This is a genomic window from Mycolicibacterium chitae, from assembly GCF_900637205.1.
Lineage (GTDB): Bacteria > Actinomycetota > Actinomycetes > Mycobacteriales > Mycobacteriaceae > Mycobacterium > Mycobacterium chitae.
The window spans coordinates 3,580,522-3,605,516 of the sequence record NZ_LR134355.1 but is presented as its reverse complement, the minus strand read 5'-3'; the positions used below and the strand labels follow the sequence as shown (position 1 = coordinate 3,605,516).

Sequence of the window (24,995 nt, the reverse complement as noted above, 5' to 3'; positions counted from 1 at the left end):
AACCTCTCTCGTGTTCAGCCCGCGGCGTTGGGCAGCAGCGGCGGGCAGTTGCCGTAGGCGTCGACGGCCAGTTCGAAGTGCCAGGACTCGTTGGCGTAGATCTGGCACAGCCCGAACTGCCGGCCGTGGGCGATCAGCCACTGCGCGGCCTCGGGCCCGCCGATGTCCACGGCCTGGCCCACCACGTGCCGGGACGCGGTGGGGGTCTGCACGTACTGGCGGGCCGCCGCGTAGCTGCCGTAGGTCAGCACCGCGTCGTCGAGCAACTGCTGCTGGAATTCCGGGGAGCGCCACCCGGAGTTGACGGTCATCGTGATGCCGTGCGCGGCGGCGGCGGTCGCGGCGTTCTGCACGGCGGTGCGCAGCGCCGGGTCCAGGTTGCCGATGCTGGGATCGGCCACGTCGAAGGGGGTGACCAGCGCCACCGAGTTGTCGGTGAGCCGCACCTGATCGGCGGTGGCGGGCGCCGCCAGCGTCAGTGTCGCGGCCGTGAGGGCCGCCAGCGTCAGTCCCGCCGTGATTCGCATCGTGTCGTTCCTTGCCGCAAGTTCGCCCCCGACCCTGCTGCCGTTGCCCACCTTACGCATCGGCGCCCCACGGTCCCCGGGCCGCCAGCTCGGTGCGGGACCGGATCCCGAGCTTGGCGTAGATGCGGGTGAGGTGGTACTGCACGGTCTTGGGGGAGACGTACAGCTCGGCGGCCACCTCGCGGTTCGACTTGCCCTGGGACACCAGCGCGGTCACCGCCTCCTCCTGCGGCGTGAGCTCGACGCTGTGCCGGGCGCCGCGCAGCTGGTTGAGCCCGCCGGCCTTCAGTTCCCGCTCGCAGCGCGCGACGTAGGTCTGGGCCCCCAGCGCGACGTACAGGTCGCGGGCGGTGCCGATCACCGCGTCGGCCTCGCGGCGCTTACCGGCCCGGCGCAGTGTCTGCCCGTAGGCGAAGTTCACCCGGGCCCGGTCGTAACGCAGCGGCAGCCCGTCGAGCAGGGCCAGCGATTCCTCGAAGGCGGCGCGCGCCGCCGTTAGATCGCCGCGCGCGCCGAGCAGCCGGCCGCGGGCATAGCCCAGCCGCGCGATGGCCGAGCGGTGGTTGCGTTCCCGCGCCCGCCGCTCGTGCGGGGCCAGGAACGCCTCGGCGTCGTCGAGGCGGCCGTCGAGCACCAGGGCGTTGGCCAGCACGTCGGGCCACGGCCAGTAGCCCGGCTCGTGCAGCGAGGTCCCCGGCGCCATCCGCACCAGCGGCTCGAGCGTGCGGCGCACCCGGCCGTAGTCGGCCTCGGCCTCGGCAATCTGCGCGCGCGCCAACACGTTCGGGATCTGCATCATCTCGTAGTCCTGGGTGACCACGTCGGCGGCTTGGACCGCCGCGGTGGCCGCGGCCCAGTCGCCGCGCAGGGCATGGATCTGCGCGGCCGTCCACTCCAGCAGCGGGGTCACGACCACGATGCCGCTCGAAGTTGCCAGCGCACGGCCGGATTCGACGGCGGCCAGCGCGCTGTCCCACTCGCCGGTGACGAAGTGCACCCGCGCCAGCCAGCCCAGCGACCACAGCGTGATGCGCCGTGAACCGCCCAGACCCGCAGTGGCGACGGCGGTTTCGAGCTGGCTGCGGGCGCCGTCGACGTCGTCGCCGAGCAGTTGCACCCAGCCGCGGCCCATCGTGACCCGCTGGGCCTGCGCGCCGTGACGCACCCGGGCGGCCAACTCCTCGTAGGCGGTCGCGGCGTCGGCCGGATGCCCCGCGGCCAGCATGCCCAGGCCCCGCACCGCGGCGGCCTCGATGGCCTCCGGGGTGTCGGGCGCGGCAAGTTGCAGCGCGGTGTCCGCCCACTCGACGAGTTCGTCGCCGCGCCCCCGGATCAGCGTGTGCAGCACGTAGCGCTGGGCGATCAGGGCGGCGGTCTCCGGATCGCGCTCGGCGTTGACGATCGTCCAGGCGCGCCGCAGCCGGACCTCGGCCTCGGTGGCGCGGCCGCGCAGGATCGCCAGGTATCCCAGAACCGCGTTGCGCAGCGGTGTTTCGCGCATGCTCTCCACCGCCGGAACCAGCGCGCCGGCGGCCCCGCAGTCCCCGGCGGCCACCAGGGCGTCGACGGCCAGGGTCAGCCGCTCGTCGCGCAGCACCGGGTCCAGGGTCAGCCGGGCGGCGTCGCGCAGCAGGGTCGCGGCCTCGGCCCAGGCGCCATCGGTGCCGCGTTGGCGGGCCAGCGCGGCGACCTCGTCGGCCAGCGCATCCTCGGGCATCGGGGTGGCCGCCACCCGGTGGCGCAGGCGCGCGGCGGGATCGGCGACGATCTCGGCCGCGCGCCGGTGCGCCGCGGCGGCCGCGCGCACCCCCATCAGTTGCACCACCGCGGCCTCGGTCAGGTGACCGCGCAGTCGCGGTTCGAACGGGGCCTCCGATGCCAGCAGTCCGGCGGCCGTCGCCTCGTCGATGGCCGGTAACGGGTCGGCGAGGCCGGCCAGCGTGGCCGCCTCGGCCAGGGTGGCCCGCGGCCCGAGGATCCCCAGCGCCTCGACCAGCGCCCGGCCGTCGGAACCGCAGTGCCGCAGCGCCTCTGCGACGCCGTCCACGAGATAGCCGGGTGCGGGCAGCGCGGCGTCCGGACGCGACCACACCGCGGCGGGCACCTCGGCGAGCAGCGCCAGCACATCGCGGGGGATCCCGCGGGTGTGGCGGCTGAGCTCCTCGGCCATCGCCGGGTGCACGCTGATGCCGCGCTGCCGTAGCAGTTCGTCGACCGCCGCGGCGGTCAGGCCGGGCAATCGGATCTCGTCGGCACCCAGATCGCCGGGCAGCCGGTCGGCGGCGGTGGTGGCCAGCACGACGAGCACCGGCTGCTCGCGCTGATGGCGCACCAGCGTCGAGATCGCCTGCAGCGACTCGAGGTCGGCGTGGTGCGCGTCGTCGATCAGCAGCACCCGGATGTCGCCGGCGCGCAGGTGGTCGAGCAGATGCGCGGCCGCCTCGACGGGGTCGGCGGGAATCTCGTCCTGCAGCAGTTGGGCCAGGACCCCGCCGGGCAGGTCGGTCTCCCAGGCCATGCCGGCGGCCCAGCGGCAGGTGTGCTGATCGGCCAGCTGCCGCAGCAGCGTGGTCTTCCCGACCCCGGGCGGGCCGCAGACCGCGACGATGCGCGCACCGCGCTCCGAGTCGGTGACGAGGTCGGCGAGCTGGGTCAGCTCGCCCTCACGGCCCACGCAGCCGATGGGGTCCGGCACAGCTCACATGGTAGGCGTTACCCGAGGTCGCCACCGGCGACTGGAAGAACGGTGCCGGTGATGTAGGAGGCTTCGTCGGAGGCCAGGAAGCAGATGGCGGCGGCTTGTTCGTCGAGGGTGCCGTAGCGGTGTAGTAGTGCGGCGTCGATGGTTTGGTCGATGTGGGCTTGGTACCAGGCTTGTTCGGTGGCGTTGCGGGGTTGGGGGGTGCCGCGGGAGATGCGCCGGGGTGGGGCTTCGGTGCCGCCGGGGGCGGTGGCCACGACGCGGATGCCGGCGTCGGCGTATTCCATGGCCAGGGAGGCGGTCAGGGCGTTGACGCCGCCTTTGGCGGCGGAGTAGGGGATGCGGTGGATGCCGCGGGTGGCGGCCGAGGAGACGTTGACGATGACGCCGTGGCCGTGTTCGACCATGGTGGGTAGTGCGGCGCGGCAGGAGTAGAGGGTGGTGAGCAGGGATCGGGTGATCTCGGCGCGGATGTCCTCGTCGGTGAACTCGGTGAAGGGTTTGAAGTTGATCGCCCCACCCACGTTGTTGATCATCACGTCGATGCGACCGAACTCCGACAGTGCCTGCGCCACCGCGGAATCCGCGCCGTCGAACTGCTCGAGGTCGGCGGTGACGGCCAGGGCGCGCGGCCCGGTGCCGCCGGCGACGTCGAGCTCGTCGGCGACCTCCTTGACCAGCTCGCTGCGGTCGACCAGTACCAGGGTGCCGCCCTCGGCGCTGATCCGCCGCGCGGTCTGCTCGCCGATGCCCTGGGCGGCGCCGGTGATCACGACGACCTTGCCGGTGAAGCGGCCGGGGGCGATGAACTTCGGTTGCTTTGCCGCCCGGGTGTTCTCCAGATCGGTCATGGCTCTCCTCATGGTCTGCTTGGACCGTTCGGCGTGCGCGACGATCAGGTCCCGGGCCGCGTCGCGGTCGCCGGCCTCGAAGGCCGCCGCGATGTCCAGGTGGTCCTGGGCGCACAGCGGATGACACCAGGTGGCGTTGCGCAGCACCTCGGCCATCCGGCCCTTGACGCCGAGGGCCTGATAGGCCTGCAGCAGATGCTCGTTGCCGGTCATGTCGAACAGGTAGTCGTGGAAGGCCGCATTGGTCTCGGTGTACTGCGCGGCGTCGGTGAAGGATTCGCCGTCGACGAACGGCACGGTGGCCTCCGCGAGCAGCCGGTAGCCCGTGAGCTGCTGGCTGGACAGCCGGCCCAGGGTCAGTTCCAGCGCGCCGAGTTCCAGCGCCCGGCGCGCCTCGAACAGCGCATCGGATTCGTAGACCGAGGGGTGTTCCTCGCCGATCTCGTAGCCGTCGGCGGTCACGGGGGCGGTGGGGGCCGTGGCGGTCGGGGCTGCGGCGGTGGGGATTGGGACGGCGGGCTGGACCGCGTCGAACATCTGCTGCCCGATCACCGCGCGCGCGTCGTCGGCCGGCAGGGTCGCGTCGTCCTCGTCGAGTGCGTCGGCACCGCCGGTGCCGCCCGGGATCACCAACTGGCCGCGCAGGCGGCGGATGGCGTCGCCGGGATCGGCGGCCGGTGCGGGGTTGGTCACGGGGCCCAGGCCGCTGGGCGCCAGCACGGTCTGGCCGTTGACGGTGCGCGCGACACCGTCGGTGGCCGCCGGGCGCAGCTGCTCGACCGCGGTCGCGGCGGCCTTCGGTGCCGCGGTGGTTTGCGCTGCGGCCGCGGGGGATTCGGCGCCGCCGCCGTGGGCCAGCGCGAACTTCTCGTAGTAGAAACCGTGGGGTTGGATGCCGCCGGTGTCGATGTGTTTGCGGACGGCTTCGACCATGGGTGGGGGTCCGCAGAGGTAGATGGAGGTGTTGCCGTTGTGGAGGTGTTCGGGTGTCATCAGGGCGGTGACGTAGCCCTTGTTGGTGGCGGTGCTGTTTTGGTCGGCGACGCAGTAGTCCCAGGTGAGGTTGCCCAGTTCGGTGGCGAGTTGGTCGATGGTGTCGAGTTCGACGGCGTCTTCGTCGGTGTTGACGCCGTAGATGAGGTGCAGGGGTCGGGTGGTGCTGGTGCGCATTTTGCGCAGGATGGACAGGATGGGGGCCAGTCCGGTGCCGCCGGCGAGCAGGAGTGCGGGGCCGTCGCCTTCGCGGAGGAAGAAGCTGCCGTTGGGGCCGGTGAAGGACAGTTGGTCGCCGACTTTGGCGCGTTCGTCGAGGTAGGTGGACATGACGCCGCCGGGGGTGAGTTTGACCAGGAAGCTCAGGGTGGGGTCGTCGGGGGCGCTGGAGAAGGAGTAGGAGCGGGTTTGGTCGGTGTCGGGGACTGCGATGTTGACGTATTGGCCGGGCAGGAACACCAATTCGTCGCGGTTGGGGATTTCGACGCTGAAGGCCACGGTGGTCGCCGACAGTCGGGTCAGCTCGGTGATGGTGGCGACGTAGGTGGCCGCCTGGGTCTTGGCGATCTCCGAGGTGCTCGCGATCTGCAGGACCAGATCGGATTTCGGCTTCATCGCACACGGCAGGACGTAGCCGGCCGCGGCCTCGTCCGGGGACAGGGCGTCGTCGATGTAGGTGCCGCCGTCGTAGCGGCCGGAGTCGCACAGCGCCTTGCAGGTCCCGCAGGCGCCGTCGCGGCAGTCCAGGGGGATGTTGATGCGCTGCCGGTAGGAGGCGTCGGCGACGGTCTGGTCATCCCGGCAGGTGATGAACCGGGTGACGCCGTCCTCGAACGTCAGTGCAACGGAATGGGTTTCGGGCACCGGCGGTGCCTGCACGGCGGTCACGAGCGTAGCCCCCTAGATGTGGTAGATGTCGATGACGTGGTGGATGTAGTCGTTTTTGAGGACGACGGTTTTGCGGCGGATCAGGGGTTGTGGTCCGGAGAAGTCGATGGTGTAGAAGCTGGTGCCGTAGTAGGGGTCGACGGTGTTGTAGCGGAAGTACATGGTGTGCCAGTTGAAGCGGATGTCGACCAGATCGCCGCGGCGTTCGATGACTTCGACGTTGCTGATGTTGTGGCTGGTGCGCGCTTCCGGTAGTGAGGTGGCGCTGGAGCGTTCGGTGCGGATCCGGAAGACTCGGTCGGTCAGGCCGCCTTTGTTGGGGTAGTACATCAGCGAGACTTCGGTGTTCGGGTTTTCCGAGAGCATTTCGTCGTCGCGCCAGGACGGCATCCAGAATTCGACGTCGTCGGCGTAGCAGTCGAGCCATTTCTCGAATTCGCGGTCGTCGAGGTAGCGGGCTTCGCGGTAGAGGAATTGTTCGATCGCGTTCTGGGTGATCGTCGCACCACCGGAGGATCCGGTGGTGGTGGTGTTGGTGGTGGGCAGGGTGGCGGTCATCGCAGTCACTTCCCGTCGTGTCCGTTGGTGGTGGTGCCCAGGCCGGCGCGCATGACGTCGAGCCAGTAGCCGTGTTGGACGGGGAACAGGCCTTCGTCTTCGTTTTTGACCCCCGAGGAGATGACGCCGTTCATGCCGAGGTCTTTGGCCAGGTCGTTGGGGCCGTTGAGCCAGTGTTTGGCGCCGCGGCTCATGTCGTTCCAGGGGGCTTTGGTGGCGCGGAAGGTCAGCTGGGTGGAGCGGAACTCTTCCAGGTCATCAGGGGTGGCCATGCCGGAGGCGTTGAAGAAGTCCTCGTACTGGCGGATCCGGTTGGCCCGGGCCTCAGCAGTTTCGCCCTTGGGGGCGATGCAGTAGATGGTGACTTCGGTCTTGTCCGGGGCGATCGGGCGGAAATGCCGTATCTGGGTGGAGAACTGATCCATCAGATACACATTCGGGTACAGGCACAGGTTGCGCGAGCCTTTGACCATGAATTCCCCCTTGGCCTCCCCATAAGTGGCCTTGAGTTCGTCGAGGCGGTCCCACAGGGGCCGGTCCTGGGGGTTGGCGGCATAGGTCCACAAGCACAAATGCCCGTGCGGGAAGGACCAGTAGCCGCCGCCGGATTTCCCCCAGCCGCCGGCGTCGAGGGTTTTGGTGACGTTGGTCGACTCCCCCGAGGAGCGCCGTGAGGTGGTGGCGGCGTAGTTCCAGTGCACCGCCGAGACGTGGTAGCCATCGGCGCCGTTTTCGGCTTGGACTTTCCAGTTGGCGTCGTAGGTGTAGGTCGAGGCCCCGGGCACGACTTCCAGGCCGTCGGGGGATTGGTCGACCAGCAGGTCGATCACTTTCGTCGAATCACCCAAATGTTCTTCCAGGGGCAACACGTCGTCGTTGACCGAGCCGAACAAGAACCCGCGGTAGGACTCCATCCGCACCCGGGTCAGGTCGTGGGAGCCGTCGGTGTTGAACGAGTCCGGATAGCCCGCACCGTCAGGATCCTTCACCTTGAGCAGGGAGCCGTCGTTGCGGAACGTCCAGCCGTGGAACGGACAGGTGAAGGTGGGGCGGTTGTCGGTCTTACGCCGGCACAGCATCGCCCCGCGATGCGAACACGCATTGATCAAACAGTGCAACTCGCCCTTGCGGTCGCGGCTGATCACCACCGGCTGACGCCCGATATAGGTGGTGAAGTAATCCCCCGGGTTCGGGATCTGGGACTCATGAGCCAAATACACCCAATTGCCCTCGAAGATGTGCTTCATCTCCAACTCGAAAATCTCATCATCAGTAAAAATCCGGCGATTCGCCCGGTACACACCGGCAGCCGGGTCCTCCACCACCGCATCGGAAAGGATCTCGTCGAGGTGGGTGCTGTGGCTCGCGGGCGTCCGCGGCAGTGAAGTGGTCATCGGGGCCTCCGGTTCTTCTGGAGAGCTCGGAAATGTGCTCTGGGCACCCACTGTCACATTCAGTGGTGACCATCACACTAGGCATATTGCTAGTCCGGACCTAGGCTGGTATTGATAAACAAAATCAATCATTCACCCGTAAGTAAGTCCTTGTTCTCTATTGGTTGAGGGCCTAACGTCGGCTGTGTCACCCATCACAGGCGTAGCAAGTCAGGCAGGAGCGAGGCATGGAGCTGAGGCACCTTCGGTACTTCGCCGCCGTGGCCGAGACCTGCCATTTCGGTCAGGCCGCCGAGCGGTTGCACGTCGCGCAGCCGGCCCTGTCCTACGCCATCCGGCAACTCGAGTCCGAACTGGACGTCACGCTGTTCAACCGGACCACCCGGCACGTCTCGCTGACCGCGGCCGGGGAGTTCCTGCGTGGTGAGGCCGACCGCATCCTGGCCCACGTCGACGACGCCGAACGCGGCGTGCGACGGATCGCCGCCGGCCGCAGCGGCCTGCTGCGCCTCGGGCTCACCGGTACGGCGGCCTTCTCCTATCTGCCGCGCATCGCCCGGGTGGTCAAGCGTGAACTTCCCGACGCGGCGCTGGAGATCCAGGCCGACCTGCTGACCCCGGCCCAGTGCGACGCGCTGCGCAACGACGCCCTGGACCTCGGCGTGCTCCGGCCGCCCGCGGTCGGGGAGGAGATCGAGTTGCGCACCATCGACGTCGAGTCGCTGGTGCTGGCCGTCTCCGTCGATCACCGCCTGGCCGTGGAACCCGTTGTGTCCATGGCGGATCTGCGCAACGAGCCGTTCGTCGCCTACGCGGGCCGCGACTCGGCGGTCAACGAGGCGGTGCTGCGCAGCTGCCGCGCCGCCGGCTTCGTCCCGCACCGCGAGCACGCCGTGTCCGGCACCGCCGTGCTGCTGGCCTTGGTGGCCGCCGGCCTCGGGATCGCGCTGGTGCCCGAGTCGGTGCGGTCCCTGCCGCTCGACGGCGTGGTGTTCCGCGATCTGGTCGACGGCGGCAGCATCGAGTTGGCCCTGGCCTGGCGCCGCGGCACGGAGAACCCCCTGGTGCAGTCCGTCGTCGACGTCCTATCCGCTGCGCTCGTCAAGGAGAACCAGTGAAAATCACTGCGGTCGAGGCGATCCCGTTCGCCATTCCCTACACCAAGCCGCTGAAGTTCGCCTCCGGTGAGGTGCACGCCGCCGAACACGTCCTGGTGCGCGTGCACACCGACGACGGCATCGTCGGCATCGCCGAGGCCCCGCCGCGGCCGTTCACCTACGGCGAGACCCAGGCCGGGATCATCGCCGTCATCACCGGCGTGTTCACCCCGCAGCTGGTCGGGCTGCGCCTGACCGAACGCGAGGTCGCCCACGCGCGGCTGGCTCGCACCGTCGGCAACCCGACCGCCAAGGCCGCCGTCGACATGGCGATCTGGGACGCGCTGGGCCGCACCCTGGGCCTGCCCGTCTCCGATCTGCTGGGCGGCTACACCGACCGCATGCGGGTCAGCCACATGCTCGGCTTCGACGAACCCGCGGCCATGGTCGCCGAGGCGGAGAAGATGCTGGAGCGCTACGGCATCTCGACGTTCAAGGTCAAGGTCGGCCGCCGGCCGGTGCAGCTGGACACCGCCGTCGTGCGGGCGCTGCGGGAACGCTTCGGCGACACCATCGAGCTCTACGTCGACGGCAACCGCGGCTGGACGGCCGCCGAGTCCCTGCGGGCCATGAAGGAGATGGCCGACCTGGACCTGCTGTTCGCCGAGGAACTCAACCCGGCCGACGACGTGCTGGGCCGACGTTGGCTGGTCGGCAAGCTCGACGTGCCCTTCATCGCCGACGAGTCGGTGCCCACCCCCGCCGACGTCACCCGCGAGGTGCTCGGCGGGTCGGCGACCGCGATCAGCATCAAGACCGCCCGCACCGGGTTCACCGGCTCCACCCGGGTGCATCACCTGGCCGAGGGACTCGGGCTGGAGGTGGTGATGGGCAACCAGATCGACGGTCAACTCGGCACCGCGTGCGCCGTCACCTTCGGCGCCGCCCACGAGCTGACCTCGCGGCGCGCCGGCGAGCTGTCGAACTTCCTGGACATGTCCGACGACCTGCTCGCCGAGCCGCTGCGGATCAGCGACGGCGTCCTGCGGGTGCCCTTCGGCGTCGGCCTCGGCGTCGACCTGGACCCCGACAAACTCACCCGGTATCGCACCGACAACTGATCAGCCCCACGTCGATCAAGCACGTCGATCAGGAATATTGACGAAGGAGAACACCGCGAAATGACCACCATGGAGAGTCCGGCAGAGCACGCCTCGGCGGCGGCCTCGGGGGCGTCGGCCACCGAACGCTTCCACGCCGACAAGTCGCCGTTCGAAGCAGTCAAGGACACCCCGCCCGAACGGGTCGACATGCTCGCGCGCGAGGTGCTCGACGCCGTGCACGCCACCATCCGCAAGCACAAGGTCTCCTACGACGAGTACAACGCGCTCAAGGCGTGGCTGATCAACGTCGGCCAGGACGGGGAGTGGCCACTGTTCCTCGACGTGTGGGTCGAACACGTCGTCGAGGAGGTCGCCACCGATCACCGCCAGGGCAACAAGGGCAGCATCGAGGGCCCCTACTACGTGCCGGATTCGCCGGAACTCGGCGCGGTGGGCACCATGCCCATGCGCGAGAACGAGGCCGGCACGCCGCTGGTCTGGGACGGCCGGATCACCTCCACCGACGGAAAACCGTTGGCGGGCAAGATCGAACTGTGGCACGCCGACGCCGACGGGTTCTACTCGCAGTTCGCCCCCGGGCTGCCCGAGTGGAATCTGCGCGGCAGCTTCTCCACCGGGGCCGACGGCAATTTCCAGATCACCACCATCCGGCCCGCGCCCTACCAGATCCCCACCGACGGGTCCTGCGGCAAGCTGATCGCCGCGGCCGGCTGGCACGCCTGGCGCCCGGCGCACCTGCACGTCAAGGTGTCCGCCCCGGGCCACGAATCGCTCACCGCGCAGCTGTATTTCCCCGGTGACCCGCACAACGCCGACGACATCGCCAGCGCGGTCAAGCCCGAACTGATGCTCGACCCGCAGCCGCGCCCGGACGGCTCCGAGGCGATGACGTACTACTTCGTGCTCGACCCGGTGGGGGCCTGACATGCTGTACCACGTACGGATGGACGTGCGGATCCCCGACGACATGGATCCGCAGCGGCGCAGCGATCTGGTGAACCGGGAGAAGCGCTACTCCCAGGACCTGCAGCGGTCCGGCAAGTGGCCGCACATCTGGCGGGTGGTAGGCGAGTACGCCAACTACTCGGTGTTCGACGTCGAGTCCAATGACGAGCTGCACCAGATCCTTTCGGGTCTGCCGCTGTTCCCCTACATGGACATCCACGTCACCCCGCTGGCCGTGCACCCGTCCGATATCCACGCCGGCGACGCCGAATAGCGACCGCCTACGGTACCGGGGTCGTGTGCCTCGGTACCGTAGGTGAATGACCGAACGCCGTCTGCTGCTGCTCAACGGGCCGAACCTGAACCTGCTGGGATCCCGCGAGCCGGAGATCTACGGATCGACCACGCTGGCCCAGATCGAGGAGAACACCCGGTCGGTGGCCGTCGAGTTCGGCTTCGATCTGCGCGCGCTGCAGAGCAATCACGAGGGCGAGTTGGTCGACGCCATCCAGGCGGCCCGCGCCGACTGCGCCGGCATCATCTTGAACCCGGCGGCCTATACGCACACCTCGGTGGCCATCCGGGACGCACTCGCGGGCGTCGAATTACCCGTGGTCGAGGTGCATCTGAGCAACGTCGCGCGCCGCGAGGAGTTCCGGCAGCACTCGTATGTGTCTGGGGTCGCCGACGCCGTGATCGCCGGGGCGGGGGCGCTCGGGTACGAATTCGCCGTGCGCTACCTCGCCGACAGGATCGGCTCGTGATCCAGCCACCCGCCGTGCGCTACGCCGGTTTCATCGTCGTCGCCGAGGGGATCGTCGCACTGGTCACCGCGGTGGTGCTGGCGGTGCTGGCCACCGGCGGCACCGACAAGCACGCCGACGGCTTCAACGCCTACGGCACCTCGGCGTGGTTCACCATCATGGGCCTCGGCGTGCTGGCCGGGGGCTGGGCGCTGGTGACCGACCGGCGCTGGGGGCGCGGCATCGCGGTGTTCGTCAACCTGCTGCTGCTGCCGGTGGCGTGGTACGTGTTCAGCTCGCATCAGGTGGTCTACGGCGTGCTGGTGGCCGCGGTCGCGCTGACCGTGCTCGGGTTGCTGTTCAGCCCGACGGCGCTGCAGTGGGCCGCCGCGCCGCGCGGCTGAGCGTCCTCAGGAGTCGGCCAGGCGGCGCAGCGCGTCGCCGGAGACCCGGTAGCCGGTCCACTCGCTCTGCGGGGTGCCGCCGACGTCGTCGTAGAGCGCGATGGCCCCCGAGTTCCAGTTCAGCACCGTCCACGACAGCCGGGTATAGCCGCGGGCCACGCACTCGCCGGCCAGCGTCGCCAGCAGCGCCCGGGCCAGGCCGCGGCGCCGGTAGGCCGGCCGCACGTACAGGTCCTCGAGATGGATCCCGCCGACACCGTCCCAGGTGGAGAAGTTCACGAACCACACCGCGGCGGCCGCGGCCTCGCCGTCGATGTCGACGACGTGACCGTGGGCGATGGGCTCGTCACCGAACAGCGCGGTGTGCAACTGGGTTTCGGTCACCGTGCACTCGTCGGCGGCCTCCTCGAAGGCGGCCAGCTCGTGGATCATCGCCGTGATCGCGGGCACGTCGGCGGGCTCGGCGCGCCGGATGTGTTGGCTCATAGCGTGACTCCCAGCCCGGACAGGATGGTCCGGAATTTCGTGGTGGTCTCGGCGACCTCGTCGTCGGGATCGGACTCGGCGACGATCCCGCCGCCGGAATGGGCGAGCGCGCTGCGCCGGTCGGCCGATAGCTGGGCGCACCGGATCGAGACCACCCAGCGGCCGTCCCCGCGCGCATCGCACCAGCCGGCCGCACCGGCGTAGAAGCCGCGGTCGCCCTCGATCTCGCCGATCAGTGCGGTCGCCGCCGCCGTGGGCACCCCGCCGACCGCCGGGGTGGGCTGCAGCGCCAGCGCGAGATCGATTGCCGTGGTGCTGCTTTCCCGCAGGGTTGCCGAGATCGGCGTGTTCAGGTGCCACAGCGCATCGGTGTGGTGCAGCTGCGGTTCGGCGGCGATGTCGAGGTCCACGCACAGCGGTTCCAGTGCCGCGCGCATGACGTCGATCACCAGCTGATGCTCGTGGCGGTTCTTCGCCGACTCGGCCAGCGCCGTGCTGTTGGCGCGGTCGATCTCCGGATCGGCCGAGCGGGGCGCCGAACCGGCGAACGGCCGGCACGTCACCCGGTCCCCGGAGCGTGCCACCAGTAGTTCGGGGGAGGCGCCCACCAGCACGGTGCCGGCGTGCGCGCCGCCGGCGGGGGACAGGTCCACCAGATAGCCGTAGGCGCCCGGGTCGGCGTCGAGCAGCCGGTGCAGCACGGTCGTCGGGTCCCACGGCCCGTCGGCGTGCAGCCGCAGGGACCGCGCCAGCACCACCTTGTGCAGGTCGGTGCCGGGGGCGCGCAGGCGGGCGACCGCGGTGGCCACCCGGTCGCGGTGCGTGGCCAGGTCTGGCTGCGGGCTGACCTCGGTGACCCGCGGCAGGCGCCCGCCCGCCGGCGCGGTCAGTGGGCCGCGGTGCAGCTGTTCGGGCGCGTGCAACGCCGCCGGGGACGCCACGTCGAAAGGCAAGGCGCCCACCACGATCGGCACCTCGCCGCGGTCCAGCGCGGTGGTTGCGGCGGCCACGCTGTCGAAGGCGGCGCGGACGCCGCGGGACAGCACGGTGCCCGACGGTCCGCTGAGCACGAACGACGGCGGCGGGGCGGTCACGGTGTCCTGGGTTCGCGGTGCGCGGTCAGCCCCAGCGACTTCAGCTGGCGCAGACCGTAATCGAAGCCGCACACCGCCAGCGCGGCCGGGCCGAAGCCGTACCGGGCCCCCTCGCTCAGCGGCTGCTCGACCCAGCGGGTCAGCACCGACCGGGAGAAGTGGCCGTGACCGACGAACACCACGTCGTGCTCGCCGAGGTGATCCAGCGCCAACTCGATGGCCGCGTCGGCGCGCGCACTGACCTGCGCCACCGACTCCCCGCCGGGGCAGCCGTGCGTCCACAGCAGCCAGCCGGGGGTGTCCCGCCGGATCTCGCGGGTGGTCCGGCCCTCGTAGTCGCCGTAGTCCCATTCGGCCAGCCCGGGGACCTCCTCGTGCACCGCCAGTCCGGCGAGTTCGGCGGTGGCCAGCGCGCGCCGCCGCGGGCTGCTGAACACCAGCGCATCGTGCAGGTCCAGGTGCGCCAGGGCCAGCGCGGCCAGCTGGGCCTGTTCGCGGCCGCGCGGGGTCAGCTCCAGGTCGGTGGTGCTGGTGTGCTGCCCCGACAGCGACCACTCGGTCTCGCCGTGGCGCAGCAGGATCAGCCGATGCTCACCGACACTCACGGGTTCCGATTCTGCCCGATCGCGCCGGGTGGGCGCCCGTGTGGTCCCGGTGCCCGGCGCCGCGGCATGACAGGATGGTTGGCGTGGGGACGCAGGTATTGGCAGTGGCCAACCAGAAGGGTGGGGTGGCCAAGACGACGACAGTGGCGTCGCTGGGCGCCGCGATGGTCGAGGCGGGCAAGCGGGTGCTGCTCGTCGACCTGGATCCGCAGGGCTGTCTGACGTTCTCGCTGGGCCAGGATCCCGACAAACTGCCGGTCTCGGTGCACGAGGTCCTGCTCGGTGACGTGGAGCCGACGGCGGCGCTGGTGCAGACCGACGAGGGCATGACGCTGCTGCCGGCCAACATCGACCTGGCCGGCGCCGAGGCGATGTTGCTGATGCGGGCCGGGCGGGAATACGCCCTGAAGCGGGCGCTGGCGAAGGTGGCCGATGATTTCGATGTGGTGATCATCGACTGCCCGCCCTCGCTGGGGGTGCTCACGCTCAACGGGCTGACCGCGGCCGACGAGGTCATCGTCCCGCTGCAGTGCGAGACGCTGGCGCACCGCGGCGTGGGTCAGTTCCTGCGCACGGTGACCGACGTCCAGCAGATCACCAACCCGGACCTGACCATGCTCGGGGCGCTGCCCACGCTGTACGACTCGCGCACTACGCACAGCCGCGACGTGCTGTTCGACGTCGTCGACCGCTACGGGCTGCCGGTGCTGGCGCCGCCGATCCCGCGGACCGTGCGCTTCGCCGAGGCTACCGCCTCGGGGGCCTCGGTGCTCGCCGGGCGCAAGAACAAGGGCGCGATGGCCTACCGGGAACTGGCGGACGCGCTGCTCAAGCATTGGAAATCCGGCAAGAAGCTCGCGACCTTCACCCCGGAGGTCTAGGGCAGGTCTAGGGCCGCGCGCCGAGGGCGACCACCGTGCGGCCGCGCTGTTCGAGCACGGTCGGGCCGACGACGCTCGGCACGATCACCGGAACCCCGGAATCCATGCTCGGGCGGTCCACATCGATGACCCGTTCGAGTTCGCCGGTGCCCGAGTCGTAGACCCCGACGCCGCCGGTGACCGGGATCAGCAGCCGGTCGGCCATCATCGTCGCGGGCCCCAGCGGGATCACGCCGTCGGCGGGTTCGACCGTGAACTTGTGGGTCAGCTGATCGGAGTTGAAGACCAGTACGGCGTCGCCGGTCCACCAGGTGAACAGGTTGCCGGCGCGGGTCACCGTGGTCGCCGGGTCCGCGGCCGACGGCGGTTGCGGCACCGGCGTGCTCGACAGCTCGGCGCCGTTCTGGTCCACCACCGACACCCGCGGCGACGGGGTGGGCAGATACACGGCGGTGATGGTGTCGGAGACCGCAAGCACCCGGGCCGTCGAATCGGGGGCGACGTCGGGCTGCGGGACGTCGCGCTGGGTGGGTTCGTCGTCCTCGTCGCCGGGCCGCAGCAGGGTCAGCCGCACGTCGACCTCGCCGGGGCAGGCCTGCAGCAGCGACACCGCCAGCGGGCTGGCGGCGGCCGAGGTGATGGCGCAGCCCTGGCCCAGGCCGGTCTGATTGGGCTTGACCCGCGCGTCGACCTCGCCGAAGCCGATCATCCGGACCATGTCCGAGCGCCACAGTTCCAGCCGCGTAGACCCGGTGGACAGCACCACGGTGCCGTCCGAGGACAGCCGCACCCGGTCGTCGGCGTAGCCGGTGCGGGCCGGACCGCGGCGGCCGGTCGAGGAGTCGATGGTGCTGACCTGACCGCAGCCGCGCACGTCCGGATACACCGCGACGGCGTACTGGTAGACCCAGGTCACCCCGCACAGCTGCCGGTCGCGCGCGTAGCTCCAGCGGGTTTCGCCGGTGATCGGGTCGCGGCCCTCGACGGTGCTGCCGTCCCCGGTGACCACGGTGCCGCTGGCCACCAACGGCAGGTCCGTGGCCGCGCTGGGCGCGCTCCACAACTCGTCGAGGGCGGCGGGTACGGCGTCGGCCGGCGGGATGCTCTTCGACGGGGCGTCGGCGGGGCGGCTCTGCGTGGCCCGCGCGTCGCTGGTCCACCAGATGGCCACCGCCGCGATGGCGACGATCGCGGCGATCGCGGCGGCGACGGCGACGTCGGTGCGGGTCCGACGCTCCGGTTTGACCATGGGCGAAAGCGGTCTCAGCCGGCGTTGACGGCCGATTCGGTGGCGGGCTTGCGCGGCCCGCGGCGCCGACGACGGCGCGGGGGCCGGCTCGACTCGGCGTTCTCGCCGGTCGCAGCCGAATCGCCGGCCGGGCCCTGATCGCCGTCGGCGGCTGGGGCGGCGGCCTCGGCCCCGTTGGTCTCGGGGCGCCCGCCGCGGGTGCGGCGACGCTGCCGGGTGCGCTTGGGCCGGTCGGCGGGCGCCTGCTCGCTGCCGCGCTCGCCGCGGGTGGTGCGCTTGCCCTCGCGCCGTGCCGGCTTGCCCACCGAGCCCTTGGCGTCGGCGGGGATGTTCAGCTCCTCGAACAGGTGCGGCGAGCTGGAGTACGTCTCGGCCGGCTCGGGGCAGTCCAGGCCCAGCGCCTTGTCGATCAGCGCCCAGCGGGGCAGCTCGTCCCAGTCGACCAGGGTGACGGCGATACCGGTCTTGCCCGCGCGTCCGGTGCGGCCGATGCGGTGCACGTAGGCCTGCTCGTCGTCGGGGATCTGGTAGTTGATGACGTGCGTGATGTCATCGATGTCGATACCGCGCGCGGCGACGTCGGTGGCGACCAGCACGTCCACGTCGCCCTCGCGGAAGGCCTTGAGCGCCTTCTCGCGGGCGATCTGGCCCAGGTCGCCGTGCACCGCGCCGACCTTGAAGCCGCGCTCGGCGAGCTCGTCGGCGACCTTCTGCGCGGTGCGCTTGGTGCGGGTGAAGATCATGGTGGCGCCGCGGCCCTCGGCCTGCAGCACGCGGCTGACCAGCTCGACCTTGTCCAACGCGTGCGCGCGGTAGATGAACTGCTCGGTGCTGTCGTGGGTCTGCGAGGACTGCGGCGACTCGGCCCGGATGTGGGTGGGCTGGTTCATGAACGTGCGCGCCAGCGTGATGATCGGGTCCGGCATGGTGGCCGAGAACAGCATGGCCTGCCGGGTGTCGGGGGTCAGCCGCAGAATGCGCTCGATGTCGGGCAGGAAGCCGAGGTCCAGCATCTCGTCGGCCTCGTCGAGCACCAGCACCGACAGTCCACCGAGCTGCAGGTGGCCCTGCTGGGCGAGGTCCAGCAGGCGCCCGGGCGTCCCGACGACGACGTCGGCGCCGGCGCGCAGGGCTTCGATCTGCGGCTCGTAGGGCCGGCCGCCGTAGATGGACACGACCGACAGCTTGCGGCCGCCGTCGGCGGTCAGGTACTTCGCGGCGCCGGCGAGGTCGCCGTAGACCTGCAGGCACAGCTCGCGGGTGGGCACGACGACCAGGGCGCGCGGGGCGCCGGCCAGCGGGCGTTCGGTGTCGGTGGTGACGCGGTTGAGCAGCGGCACGCCGAAGGCGTAGGTCTTGCCCATGCCGGTGCGGGCCTGGCCGATCAGGTCGTCGCCGGCCAGGGCCAGCGGCAGGGTCAGTTCCTGGATGGCGAACGGATGAACGATGCCCTCTTCGCCGAGGGCGCGCACGATCTCGTCGCGGACGCCGAGTTCGGCGAAGCTAGGGCCGGTCGGGGCGGTATCGGTCACCGCGGTATCGGTGGTCTGGGAATCAACAGTCATGAGGTGGGGGTGGTGCCTTTCGATGTCGTATGCGAGTCAAATTTCCGAGGTGTACTCGTCTCTGGTTCTCGTCGCGTCGTCCGCGCGCACGAGTCGTAGAGAAACAAACCCCGGTATCTCGCGACACCGAATTCGCCGGGCCCAGCACCTGAAGGCGGGCCATGCACGTGCACGCACATTTCCTTGCCGGGTCGTCCAGGACACACCCAACGTCCGCCATTGTAGCTGTTGGCGCCGCGGTGCAGGTCCGCCGCACTGCGCGAGGGCCGGGGGCCGATACAGTGACTCCATGAGTTCGACGCCACCCGCGGCCGGCCAGCAGGCGCGAGCATCGAAGATTTCCCCCGATCACCCCGGCGTCGACAAGCTGTTCGCGTTGTTGGCCTACGGCGAGGTCGCGGCCTTCTACCGGCTCACCGAAGAGGCCCGGATGGCGCCGAATCTGACCGGTCGGATCAACATGGCGGCCATGGCCGCCGCGGAGATGGGACACTACGAGCTTCTCCGAAATGCCTTGGAGCGCAGGGGAGTTGACGTGGTCTCGGCCATGTCGGAGTACGCCTCGACGCTGGAGGACTACCACAGTCTGACCACGCCCAGCACGTGGCTCGAGGCGTTGGTGAAGACCTACGTCGGCGACGCGCTGGCCGCCGACTTCTACCTGGAGATCGCCGACGTGCTGCCCGCCGAGGTCGCCGACGTGGTGCGCGGCGTGCTCGCCGAGACCGGGCATTCGCAGTTCGTCATCGCCGAGGTCCGCGAGGCGGTCGCGGCCAGCGACATGCACCGCAGCCGGCTGGCGCTGTGGTCGCGCCGGCTGCTCGGCGAGGCCATCACCCAGGCGCAGTACGTGCTGGCCGACCACGACGAACTCGTCGACCTGGTGGTGTCCGGCACCGACGGGCTGGGCCAGCTCACACAGTTCTTCGACCGGTTGCAGCGCACCCACGCCGAGCGGATGGCGCAGTTGGGCCTGGCCTGAGGCCCTACTTGGTGCAGGTCGTGATCAGCGTGTTGTTGTTCTGAGCCAGCACGGTGGCACCGGTGCCGTCGGTGATCGCGCAGTTCAGCTTGCCGGTGACGCTGGTGGCGGTCACCGACTGGGTCTGCACGCCCGGGTTGAGCGTGACCGTGCGCGTCCACGGCAGCGCCGCGTTGATCTCGGTCCGCGGGAAGCCCTGCTCATCGGTGTAGATGATGGTCACCACGTCGAACAGCTGGCGTTCCCCGGTCACCGTGTAGGTGATGGTGCGCTCCGGGGCGGGCGCCTCCGCCGGCGGCGGCGGGGGTGGCGGCTCGGGTGCGGGATGGACCGCCGAGGGCGTCGGGGTCACGGTGACGACGGTCTCGGGGGCCAACTCGGCGCCGGGGCCGGGTCCCGGGGTGGCGATCACGGTGCGCGGCGCGGTGCTGGGCGCGGCGTCCTGGACCGGTTCGGCGGTATCGGTGGCCGCCTCCGTCGTCGACGACGTGGAGGTGGCGCTGTCGTTGCCGAGCACCGTGGCGATCGCCACGACCGCGATGAACAGCACGGCCGCGGCCCCGCCGGCGATCCAGCGCCAGCGGGTGTCGCGGTACTCGTAGCCCGCGTAGTCCTCGTCGTCGGAGTCCGGGTAGCCCTCGTAGTCCAGCAGGTCGGTGGCGCCGGTGTCGTAGTCGCCGGAGGCGTGGCTCTGGTACGACGGGGGCGCGTAGGAGCCGCTCTCGTGGGACGGGCGCTGGTAGGAGGAACTGCCGTACGACGAACCGTACGAGGAACCGCCATAGGCCGAGTTCTCGTAGGACGGGCTCTCGTAGGACGGCGCACCGCCGTCGAACTGGTCGCCGGCGTCGGGCTGGTCGTCGGCGTAGGTGTTACCCCCGCGCGAACGTCCACCGCTCCAGTAGGGCTTGTTCATCGCGTCACCCGTCGTAGGCACCAAGTCACTTTGATCACTCCCGTCACATCCTTCACGATGGTATCGGGCCGCGGGCCCGCGACGGGGACACGGCGGCGGGCGTGTCGGGTTCCGGGCGGTCGCCATCGCGGCAGGTCAGACCGATCGGTCGGGGCGCTTCGCTGACCGCGAACGCCTGGCGCGGCGGTGCGAGGACCCCGTGCATTAGCCTGCTGGAGGGCATTTCGCCCGCATGTCGCGTCAAGGAAAGGGTGCTCACGTGGAGGTCAAGATCGGTGTCACGGACAGTCCGCGTGAGCTCGTCTTCAACAGCGCGCAGGCGCCGGCGGAACTCGAGAAGCTGGTCACCGACGCGCTGGGCGGCAACGGCGCGAGCGTGTTGAGCCTGTCCGACGACAAGGGGCGGAAGTTCTTCGTCCAGACCGCCCGCGTGGCCTACGTGGAATTGGGTCCCGCCGACGGCCGTCGCGTCGGCTTCGGGGTGGGCGCCGGCCCGGTCACCGCGCCGGCCACCGACTGAGTCGGCAGGCCCGGGTCGTCAGGCCCGGGCCCTCAGGTGCGGGTCAGCGGCACGTGTGACAGGCCGCCCCAGATGAACTGGACGGTGCCCTCGACGGCGTCGTCCTTGGTGATCGGCCGCTCGTTGTCCAACCAGTAGCGCGCCGAGTCCACGCTGATGCTGACCAGCCCGACCGCGATCATGCGGGCGCGGTGCGGATCCAGCCCGGAGTCGTGGCTGATCAGGTCGAACACCGCATCGGTGCACGCCTCGGTGGCGACCTTGACCTGCGCGGACACCTGCGGCTCGTTGGTGTAGTCGTTCTCGAAGATCAGCCGGTAGCCCTGGCCGTCGTGCTCGATGAAATCGAAGAATGCGTGCACCGCGGCCCGGACGCGCTGCCGGTTGTCGGTGGTGGTCCGCAGCGCCTGGCGCACGCCCGACACGAGGTTCTCGACGTGCCGCGCCAACACCGCCAGGTAGAGCTCGAGCTTGCTGGCGAAGTGCTGGTAGAGCACCGGCTTGCTGACCCCGGCCCGATCGGCGATCTCGTCCATGCCGGCGGCGTGATAGCCGCGGTCGACGAACACCTCGCTGGCCGCGGCCAGCAACTGGCCGCGACGCTCGTCGCGGGGGAGCCGGTTACCGCGCCGGTTGGTGCCCGCAGTGCCGGCGGGCCGGTCTGCGTCGCCCGCTCTGGCGCCTCGCCGTGCGGCAGTGTTGGCGAGATCGCTCATCAGGTCCTCTGTTTCAAATTCTTGACGCCGAGCCGTCTCGGCGTGGGTGTCCACGCTGGCACCCAGGCGGCGAGCGGTGGCTCGTCGCCCCGACATTACTACCCGCCGGTACCGAACCGTCGAAAGGCACTCGCGCGCCCCGGCACTCGCGCGCCCCGGCACTGGCGCGCCGAAAGCCCCTGAGCAGCGGACTGTGCGATCCTGGGTCGGTGACCTACGACCCGGGGCGTCGCGGGGAGAGTCGTGTGCCCGTGCTGCGCAACGAGTGGCGCGAGCCGCTGCGCGCACAACGCGACCCGCTCGCCGGTGACTCCGGACGGGTCCGTTCCAACCGCGACGAACACCAGCATTGGCCCAAACAGTCCTGGTTGGGGCGGTTCGTGTCCACCTACGGCTGGCGCGCCTACGCGCTGCCGGTGCTCGTGGTGATCACGGTGATGGTGATCTATCAGACGATCACCGGCACCACCACGCCCGCGCCCACCGCGCAGGAAACCGTCGAGGGTCCGCCGACCATCGGCGCCGGCGGCACGGCCATCGTCGGCGCGCCGCCGAAGGGCCTCACCGAGTTCGACGCCAACCTGCCGACCGGCATCCTGCCGGAGGGTGGGCCGTTCACCCAGGCCGGCAACCGGACCTGGCGCGTGGTGCCCGGGGGCACCCCGCAGGTCGGGCAGGGCACCGCCAAGGTGTTCCGGTACACCGTCGAGATCGAGGACGGCGTCGACGCCACGACCTTCGGCGGCGACGACGCGTTCGCCCGGATGGTCGAGCAGACGCTGGCCAACCCGAAGAGCTGGATCCACAACCCGCAGTTCGGTTTCGTGCGCGTCGACGCGAGCGCCCCGGAACCGCCGGACTTCCGGGTGTCGCTCACCTCACCGATGACCATCCGGGACGGCTGCGGCTACGAGATCCAGCTCGAGGCGTCGTGCTACAACCCGGCGTTCCACCCGGTGCCCGGCTCGCCCGCCGAACCGCGGGTGTTCATCAACGAGGCGCGCTGGGTGCGCGGCGCGGTGCCGTTCCAGGGCGACATCGGCTCGTATCGGCAGTACCTGCTCAACCATGAGATCGGTCACGCCATCGGCTATCACCAGCACTCGGCGTGCGAGGAGAACGGGGCGCTGGCGCCGGTCATGATGCAGCAGACGTTCTCCACGTCCAACGCCGACCTGGCCCGGTTCGACCCGGATTCGATCACCCCGGACGACAAGACCTGCCGGTTCAATCCCTGGCCCTATCCCATCGCCTGACGGCCGATCGGTGGACGCTCGCGTGCAGAGCGCGCGGTGACACAATTGCGGGGGAGTCCGTTCGCAGAGGAGTCGCTCGTGTCCACGCTGCCCCCGCTGGTGGAGCCCGCCGCCGACCTGACCCGCGACGAGGTCGCGCGGTACAGCCGGCACCTGATCATCCCCAACTTCGGGGTCGACGGGCAGAAGCGGCTGAAGAACGCCCGAGTGCTGGTCATGGGCGCCGGCGGGCTCGGCTCGCCCACACTGCTCTATCTCGCGGCCGCCGGGGTCGGCACGATCGGCATCGTCGACTTCGACGTGATCGAGGAATCCAACCTGCAGCGTCAGGTCATCCACGGCGTTGCCGACATCGGCCGCTCCAAGGCGCAGAGCGCCCGCGATTCCATGCTGGCGATCAACCCGCTGGTGCAGGTCAACCTGCACGAGATCCGGCTGCAGCCCGACAACGCCGTCGAACTGTTCGCCCAGTACGACCTGATCCTCGACGGCACCGACAACTTCGCGACCCGCTACCTGGTCAACGACGCGGCCGCGCTGGCCGGCAAGCCCTACGTGTGGGGTTCGATCTACCGTTTCGAGGGCCAGATCTCGGTGTTCTGGGAGGACGCCCCGCCGGGCCCGGACGGCCAGGTGCAGGCGGTCAACTACCGCGACCTGTACCCCGAACCGCCCCCGCCGGGGATGGTCCCGTCGTGTGCCGAGGGCGGGGTGCTGGGCATCCTGTGCGCCTCGGTGGGTTCGGTGATGGGCACCGAGGCCATCAAGCTGATCACCGGGATCGGCGACTCACTGCTGGGCCGGCTGATGATCTACGACGCGCTGGCGATGAGCTACCGCACCATCGGGATCCGCAAGGACCCCGCCGCGGCGAAGATCACCGAGCTCATCGACTACGACTCGTTCTGCGGCGTGGCCTCGCCCGCCGCCGCCGACGCCGCCCAGGACTCCACCATCACCCCGCGCGAGCTGCGCGAACTGCTCGACGCCGGTAAGGAACTGCTGCTCGTCGACGTGCGCGAACCCGTCGAATGGGACATCAACCACCTCGACGGCGCCACCCTGATCCCCAAATCCACCCTGGACACCGGCGCCGGGCTGGCCAAGCTGCCGCAGGACCGGATGGCGGTGCTGTACTGCAAGACCGGGGTGCGCTCGGCCGAGGCGCTGGCGACGGTCAAGCAGGCCGGATTCTCCGACGCCGTGCACCTGCAGGGCGGCATCGCGGCGTGGGCCCGCCAGTACGAGCCCGACATGGTCATGTACTGAGCCGAGCAAAGTTTCCCGACACAGCTGGTCAGCGCGCCGCTGTGCGGGGCAACCGGCGATAGGGTGACAGCTGTGACTGTCGACCGCCCGCCCCAGCATGTGTTGACGGCGTTCGGTCTGAGCGGGGTCGACCCCGATCCGCTGGGACCCGGCTGGGACGGCGGCTGGCGCAGCGGCGAGGTGGTGCTGTCGATGGTGGCCGACCACGCCCGCGCGGCCTGGTCGGCCAAGGTCCGCGAGACCCTGTTCGTCGACGGGGTGCGCCTGGCCCGGCCCGTGCGTTCCACCGACGGCCGCTACGTGGTGTCCGGCTGGCGCGCCGACACCTTCGTCGCCGGTACCCCCGAGCCCCGCCACGACGAGGTCATCTCGGCCGCGGTGCGGCTGCACGAGGCCACCGCCAAGCTCGAGCGTCCCCGCTTCCTCACCCAGGCGCCGGTGGTGCCGTGGTCCGACGTCGACGTGTTCATCGCCGCCGACCGGGCCGCCTGGGAGGAACGGCCGCTGCATTCGCTGCCCTCGGAGGCCCGGGTGGCGCCCGGTTCGGCCGACGGACAACGCTCGGTCGACCTGATCAACCAGCTCGCCGAACTGCGCCGCCCCACCAAGAGCCCCAACCAGCTGGTGCACGGCGACCTGTACGGCACCGTGCTTTTCGCCGGCACCGCGGCCCCGGGCATCACCGATATCACCCCGTACTGGCGGCCGACGTCGTGGGCGGCCGGCGTCGCCGTCGTCGACGCGTTGGCCTGGGGGGACGCCGACGACGGCCTGATCGAGCGGTGGAACGCGTTGCCGGAGTGGCCGCAGATGTTGTTGCGCGCGTTGATGTTCCGCTTGGCGGTGCACGCGCTGCACCCGCGGTCGACGGCCGCGGCGTTCCCGGGACTGGCCCGCACCGCGGCCCTGGTGCGCCTCGAACTCTAGAACCGGTGTCGCACGGAGTCGTTGCCGTGCAACCGGATCCGGCCGTCGACGGCCAGCACGCCCTCGGCGCGTAACAGCGCGAGCTGGCGGGTGCGCAGATGTGCGGCCGGGCGGCCCGAGGCGGCGATCACCCGGTGCCACGGCAGATCCGCGGAGTCGGTGCGCATGATCCAGCCCGTGATGCGCGCGCTGGAAAGCCCCGCCGCCGCGGCGATGTCACCGTAGGTGGCGACCTTTCCGGCCGGGATCGAGGCCACCAGTTCGCGGACCCGTTCAACCTGTTCGTCGGTGACGGCGGCCACGC

At 70.3% G+C, this 24,995-nt stretch carries 25 protein-coding genes; 12 read left to right on the top strand and 13 right to left on the bottom strand.

Annotated elements, in window-relative coordinates; translation table 11 throughout:
* Positions 1 to 14 precede the first annotated feature (14 nt).
* Genes EL338_RS17200 through benA form a run of 5 tightly spaced genes read right to left on the bottom strand, consistent with a single transcriptional unit; the run spans position 15 to position 7,912 of the window.
* Complete coding sequence (locus EL338_RS17200) at positions 15 to 527, bottom strand: M15 family metallopeptidase (protein WP_126334852.1); 513 nt, start codon at positions 525 to 527, stop codon at positions 15 to 17.
* A gap of 52 nt (positions 528 to 579) precedes the next feature.
* The gene (locus tag EL338_RS17195; protein WP_126334851.1) at positions 580 to 3,222 is read right to left on the bottom strand and encodes a LuxR family transcriptional regulator; all 2,643 of its coding nucleotides are present in this window, start codon (positions 3,220 to 3,222) and stop codon (positions 580 to 582) included.
* Positions 3,223 to 3,239: 17 nt separating this feature from the next.
* The gene (gene benC / locus EL338_RS17190) at positions 3,240 to 5,960 is read right to left on the bottom strand and encodes a benzoate 1,2-dioxygenase electron transfer component BenC (RefSeq protein ID WP_235666188.1); all 2,721 of its coding nucleotides are present in this window, start codon (positions 5,958 to 5,960) and stop codon (positions 3,240 to 3,242) included.
* A gap of 12 nt (positions 5,961 to 5,972) precedes the next feature.
* On the bottom strand, positions 5,973 to 6,518 hold the full coding sequence (gene benB, locus EL338_RS17185; RefSeq protein ID WP_126334850.1) for a benzoate 1,2-dioxygenase small subunit: 546 nt from the start codon (positions 6,516 to 6,518) through the stop codon (positions 5,973 to 5,975).
* Between the two features lie 5 nt (positions 6,519 to 6,523).
* Positions 6,524 to 7,912, bottom strand: a complete 1,389-nt coding sequence (benA, locus tag EL338_RS17180; protein WP_126334849.1) for a benzoate 1,2-dioxygenase large subunit — start codon at positions 7,910 to 7,912, stop codon at positions 6,524 to 6,526.
* Between the two features lie 227 nt (positions 7,913 to 8,139).
* Between benA and EL338_RS17175 the strand changes: the two genes are divergently transcribed.
* The 6 genes from EL338_RS17175 to EL338_RS17150 are packed head-to-tail and all read left to right on the top strand — an operon-like array spanning position 8,140 to position 12,225.
* Positions 8,140 to 9,030, top strand: a complete 891-nt coding sequence (locus tag EL338_RS17175; RefSeq protein WP_126334848.1) for a LysR substrate-binding domain-containing protein — start codon at positions 8,140 to 8,142, stop codon at positions 9,028 to 9,030.
* On the top strand, positions 9,027 to 10,130 hold the full coding sequence (locus EL338_RS17170) for a mandelate racemase/muconate lactonizing enzyme family protein (RefSeq protein WP_126334847.1): 1,104 nt from the start codon (positions 9,027 to 9,029) through the stop codon (positions 10,128 to 10,130). Before EL338_RS17175 ends, EL338_RS17170 begins: the two co-directional genes overlap by 4 nt.
* A 60-nt stretch (positions 10,131 to 10,190) precedes the next feature.
* Positions 10,191 to 11,057 carry a catechol 1,2-dioxygenase gene (gene catA, locus EL338_RS17165; protein WP_126334846.1) on the top strand — a complete coding sequence of 289 codons (867 nt, stop codon included), beginning with the start codon at positions 10,191 to 10,193 and terminating at the stop codon, positions 11,055 to 11,057.
* A 1-nt stretch (position 11,058) separates the two neighbouring features.
* A complete protein-coding gene (catC, locus tag EL338_RS17160; protein ID WP_126334845.1) occupies positions 11,059 to 11,352 on the top strand; it encodes a muconolactone Delta-isomerase in 294 nt (97 codons plus the stop codon).
* Between the two features lie 46 nt (positions 11,353 to 11,398).
* Positions 11,399 to 11,842, top strand: coding sequence for a type II 3-dehydroquinate dehydratase (gene aroQ / locus EL338_RS17155; protein WP_126334844.1), 444 nt, complete (start codon positions 11,399 to 11,401; stop codon positions 11,840 to 11,842).
* The gene (locus EL338_RS17150) at positions 11,839 to 12,225 is read left to right on the top strand and encodes a hypothetical protein (RefSeq protein ID WP_126334843.1); all 387 of its coding nucleotides are present in this window, start codon (positions 11,839 to 11,841) and stop codon (positions 12,223 to 12,225) included. Before aroQ ends, EL338_RS17150 begins: the two co-directional genes overlap by 4 nt.
* A 6-nt stretch (positions 12,226 to 12,231) precedes the next feature.
* On the opposite strand, the gene EL338_RS17145 is transcribed toward EL338_RS17150, so the two are convergent.
* From EL338_RS17145 to EL338_RS17135, 3 genes are read right to left on the bottom strand one after another with little or no spacing between them, the layout of a single operon-like run.
* Positions 12,232 to 12,711, bottom strand: a complete 480-nt coding sequence (locus EL338_RS17145) for a GNAT family N-acetyltransferase (RefSeq protein WP_126334842.1) — start codon at positions 12,709 to 12,711, stop codon at positions 12,232 to 12,234.
* Positions 12,708 to 13,805 carry an isochorismate synthase gene (locus EL338_RS17140; RefSeq protein WP_126334841.1) on the bottom strand — a complete coding sequence of 366 codons (1,098 nt, stop codon included), beginning with the start codon at positions 13,803 to 13,805 and terminating at the stop codon, positions 12,708 to 12,710. Before EL338_RS17140 ends, EL338_RS17145 begins: the two co-directional genes overlap by 4 nt.
* Positions 13,802 to 14,410 (bottom strand): acid phosphatase, encoded by a 609-nt coding sequence (locus EL338_RS17135; RefSeq protein ID WP_126334840.1) that lies wholly within the window; start codon positions 14,408 to 14,410, stop codon positions 13,802 to 13,804. The genes EL338_RS17140 and EL338_RS17135 overlap by 4 nt, the downstream gene beginning before the upstream one ends.
* 74 nt (positions 14,411 to 14,484) lie before the next feature.
* On the opposite strand from EL338_RS17135, the gene EL338_RS17130 reads away from it, so the two are divergent.
* Positions 14,485 to 15,291 (top strand): ParA family protein, encoded by an 807-nt coding sequence (locus tag EL338_RS17130; protein ID WP_126334839.1) that lies wholly within the window; start codon positions 14,485 to 14,487, stop codon positions 15,289 to 15,291.
* Positions 15,292 to 15,298: 7 nt separating this feature from the next.
* Here the strand turns inward: EL338_RS17130 and EL338_RS17125 are convergent, their stop codons facing one another.
* Both EL338_RS17125 and EL338_RS17120 read right to left on the bottom strand, forming a co-directional pair.
* Complete coding sequence (locus EL338_RS17125; protein ID WP_126334838.1) at positions 15,299 to 16,540, bottom strand: Rv3212 family protein; 1,242 nt, start codon at positions 16,538 to 16,540, stop codon at positions 15,299 to 15,301.
* A 14-nt stretch (positions 16,541 to 16,554) separates the two neighbouring features.
* Positions 16,555 to 18,105, bottom strand: a complete 1,551-nt coding sequence (locus EL338_RS17120; RefSeq protein WP_126334837.1) for a DEAD/DEAH box helicase — start codon at positions 18,103 to 18,105, stop codon at positions 16,555 to 16,557.
* 289 nt (positions 18,106 to 18,394) lie between these two features.
* Here EL338_RS17120 and EL338_RS17115 point away from each other — a divergent pair, with 289 nt between their 5' ends.
* Entirely contained in the window at positions 18,395 to 19,087 is a 693-nt protein-coding gene (locus EL338_RS17115; RefSeq protein WP_126334836.1) for a ferritin-like fold-containing protein, read from the top strand.
* Between the two features lie 4 nt (positions 19,088 to 19,091).
* Here EL338_RS17115 and EL338_RS17110 read toward each other — a convergent pair whose 3' ends face one another.
* Positions 19,092 to 20,024 carry a hypothetical protein gene (locus tag EL338_RS17110; protein WP_126334835.1) on the bottom strand — a complete coding sequence of 311 codons (933 nt, stop codon included), beginning with the start codon at positions 20,022 to 20,024 and terminating at the stop codon, positions 19,092 to 19,094.
* Between the two features lie 238 nt (positions 20,025 to 20,262).
* Here EL338_RS17110 and EL338_RS17105 point away from each other — a divergent pair, with 238 nt between their 5' ends.
* A complete protein-coding gene (locus tag EL338_RS17105; RefSeq protein ID WP_126334834.1) occupies positions 20,263 to 20,523 on the top strand; it encodes a DUF3107 domain-containing protein in 261 nt (86 codons plus the stop codon).
* Positions 20,524 to 20,555: 32 nt separating this feature from the next.
* Here EL338_RS17105 and fasR read toward each other — a convergent pair whose 3' ends face one another.
* Complete coding sequence (gene fasR, locus EL338_RS17100; RefSeq protein WP_126334833.1) at positions 20,556 to 21,239, bottom strand: HTH-type transcriptional activator FasR; 684 nt, start codon at positions 21,237 to 21,239, stop codon at positions 20,556 to 20,558.
* A gap of 209 nt (positions 21,240 to 21,448) precedes the next feature.
* Between fasR and EL338_RS17095 the strand changes: the two genes are divergently transcribed.
* From EL338_RS17095 to EL338_RS17085, 3 genes are all read left to right on the top strand, one after another.
* Positions 21,449 to 22,495, top strand: coding sequence for a DUF3152 domain-containing protein (locus tag EL338_RS17095; protein WP_126334832.1), 1,047 nt, complete (start codon positions 21,449 to 21,451; stop codon positions 22,493 to 22,495).
* Between the two features lie 78 nt (positions 22,496 to 22,573).
* A complete protein-coding gene (gene moeZ / locus EL338_RS17090; RefSeq protein WP_126334831.1) occupies positions 22,574 to 23,764 on the top strand; it encodes an adenylyltransferase/sulfurtransferase MoeZ in 1,191 nt (396 codons plus the stop codon).
* Between the two features lie 72 nt (positions 23,765 to 23,836).
* Positions 23,837 to 24,691, top strand: coding sequence for a TIGR02569 family protein (locus tag EL338_RS17085; RefSeq protein ID WP_126334830.1), 855 nt, complete (start codon positions 23,837 to 23,839; stop codon positions 24,689 to 24,691).
* Here EL338_RS17085 and EL338_RS17080 read toward each other — a convergent pair.
* Positions 24,688 to 24,993: an MGMT family protein gene (locus EL338_RS17080; RefSeq protein WP_126334829.1), complete on the bottom strand. Its 306-nt coding sequence runs from the start codon at positions 24,991 to 24,993 to the stop codon at positions 24,688 to 24,690. The two genes, EL338_RS17085 and EL338_RS17080, sit on opposite strands and share 4 nt — an antisense overlap.
* Positions 24,994 to 24,995 lie beyond the last annotated feature (2 nt).

What these genes read in the sequence shown, in the direction of transcription:
- benA (WP_126334849.1), bottom strand. Translation starts at nt 7,912, where the DNA reads ATGACCACTTCACTGCCGCGGACGCCCGCGAGCCACAGCACCCACCTC.
- EL338_RS17120 (WP_126334837.1), bottom strand. Translation starts at nt 18,105, where the DNA reads ATGACTGTTGATTCCCAGACCACCGATACCGCGGTGACCGATACCGCC.
- EL338_RS17145 (WP_126334842.1), bottom strand. Translation starts at nt 12,711, where the DNA reads ATGAGCCAACACATCCGGCGCGCCGAGCCCGCCGACGTGCCCGCGATC.
- benB (WP_126334850.1), bottom strand. Translation starts at nt 6,518, where the DNA reads ATGACCGCCACCCTGCCCACCACCAACACCACCACCACCGGATCCTCC.
- EL338_RS17130 (WP_126334839.1), top strand. Translation starts at nt 14,485, where the DNA reads ATGGTTGGCGTGGGGACGCAGGTATTGGCAGTGGCCAACCAGAAGGGT.
- aroQ (WP_126334844.1), top strand. Translation starts at nt 11,399, where the DNA reads ATGACCGAACGCCGTCTGCTGCTGCTCAACGGGCCGAACCTGAACCTG.
- EL338_RS17200 (WP_126334852.1), bottom strand. Translation starts at nt 527, where the DNA reads ATGCGAATCACGGCGGGACTGACGCTGGCGGCCCTCACGGCCGCGACA.
- EL338_RS17115 (WP_126334836.1), top strand. Translation starts at nt 18,395, where the DNA reads ATGAGTTCGACGCCACCCGCGGCCGGCCAGCAGGCGCGAGCATCGAAG.
- EL338_RS17175 (WP_126334848.1), top strand. Translation starts at nt 8,140, where the DNA reads ATGGAGCTGAGGCACCTTCGGTACTTCGCCGCCGTGGCCGAGACCTGC.
- catC (WP_126334845.1), top strand. Translation starts at nt 11,059, where the DNA reads ATGCTGTACCACGTACGGATGGACGTGCGGATCCCCGACGACATGGAT.
- catA (WP_126334846.1), top strand. Translation starts at nt 10,191, where the DNA reads ATGACCACCATGGAGAGTCCGGCAGAGCACGCCTCGGCGGCGGCCTCG.
- fasR (WP_126334833.1), bottom strand. Translation starts at nt 21,239, where the DNA reads ATGAGCGATCTCGCCAACACTGCCGCACGGCGAGGCGCCAGAGCGGGC.
- EL338_RS17125 (WP_126334838.1), bottom strand. Translation starts at nt 16,540, where the DNA reads ATGGTCAAACCGGAGCGTCGGACCCGCACCGACGTCGCCGTCGCCGCC.